The organism is Acinetobacter sp. TSRC1-2, from assembly GCF_049895885.1.
In the GTDB taxonomy this organism is placed as follows: domain Bacteria; phylum Pseudomonadota; class Gammaproteobacteria; order Pseudomonadales; family Moraxellaceae; genus Acinetobacter.
Genome location: NZ_JAFCTF010000035.1, coordinates 1 through 1318, shown reverse-complemented (window position 1 = coordinate 1318; position 1318 = coordinate 1). Strand labels below are relative to the sequence as shown.

Annotated in this window: 1 protein-coding gene; it reads right to left on the bottom strand. The window is 39.8% G+C overall.

Annotated elements, in window-relative coordinates:
- Window positions 1-34 precede the first annotated feature (34 nt).
- Window positions 35-1243 carry an IS256 family transposase gene (locus ACP69Y_RS16585; RefSeq protein WP_425919540.1) on the bottom strand — a complete coding sequence of 403 codons (1209 nt, stop codon included), beginning with the start codon at window positions 1241-1243 and terminating at the stop codon, window positions 35-37.
- Window positions 1244-1318 lie beyond the last annotated feature (75 nt).

Sequence of the window (1318 nt, the reverse complement as noted above, 5' to 3'; positions counted from 1 at the left end):
GAGCCTGTAAATTATTTTGTGTAAGTTCCATTTTTTATAAATGACCTTTTAATCGATCATCAAAGTGAATCGTAAACCAGTTCATCGCCAAACGCCAATTTTGGATGGGCATTGTCCATTTTTTAGAGGCATTTGCTGTGGCTAAATATACAACTTTTCTGACTGAATCATCCGAAGAGAATATCTTCCGCTTTTTCGTCGTATGACGAATCACGCTGTTTAATGATTCTATCGCATTGGTTGTATAAATAGCATGGCGGATTTCTGCTGGATAACTGAATATCGTTCGAATATTCTCCCAGTTAGTCCGCCATGACTCCCCAATCTTCGGATACTGATGATTCCACTGATCACAGAAGATATTCAGTGCGACCAGTGCATTCTCTTCTGTACTCGCTTGGTAAATCGCTTTTAAGCCGGCTGTAACTGCTTTGTAGTCTTTCCAGCTGACGAATCTAAGGCTGTTACGAACAACGTGAACAATGCAGAGTTGAATGTCTGTATGAGGATAAACTGAAGCAATTGCATCGGGAAAGCCCTTTAAGCCATCGACACAGGCAACAAGTATATCCTGCACGCCCCGATTTTTAAGTTCAGTCATCACGGACAACCAGAATTTCGCACCTTCTGTCTGAGCAATCCACATACCTAATAGTTCTTTCTGTCCATCCATATTAATGGCTAAAGCCAGATAAACAGATTTATTGATCACATTAGAATGTTGACGAACTTTGACAACTAAACAGTCTAGATAAATCACAGGGTAAAGACTATCTAATGCTCTGTTCTGCCATTCAGTGACTTGTTCAATCACAGCATCTGTGACCTTACTGATCAGCGATGCAGAGACATCCGCATCATACATTTCTTTAAAAAAAGCCACGATTTCCCTATTCGTCATTCCTTTAGCATAAAGAGATAAAATCTGATCATCCATGCTGGTAATGCGCGTTTGATACTTTTTTATAATCTGAGGCTCAAAAGAGCCATCTCGGTCGCGGGGGATTTCAAGACTTAACTGCCCATCTGGTGTGGCAACGGTTTTAGCACTGAAGCCATTACGAGTATTTCCGCTTTTTTTAGCTTGATGTTTTTCATAACCTAGATGCTCGGAAAGCTCAGTATTCAGTGCTGTTTCTATCATGAACTTTTTAAAGACAGCCGTTAGCTGGTTTAAATCTTCTGGTGTCTTTAAACCCTTAGCCAGTTCGGCTGCCATACTTTTGATTGTTGCTTCATCCATGTGAAGTACCTCTTATAATTATCCATAGAAGGATAAATTAAAACTAAGTACTTACACAAAATTTAGAACAGTCCC

Coding starts and splice junctions, on each gene's coding strand:
- ACP69Y_RS16585 (WP_425919540.1), bottom strand. CDS start 1,243: ATGGATGAAGCAACAATCAAAAGTATGGCAGCCGAACTGGCTAAGGGT.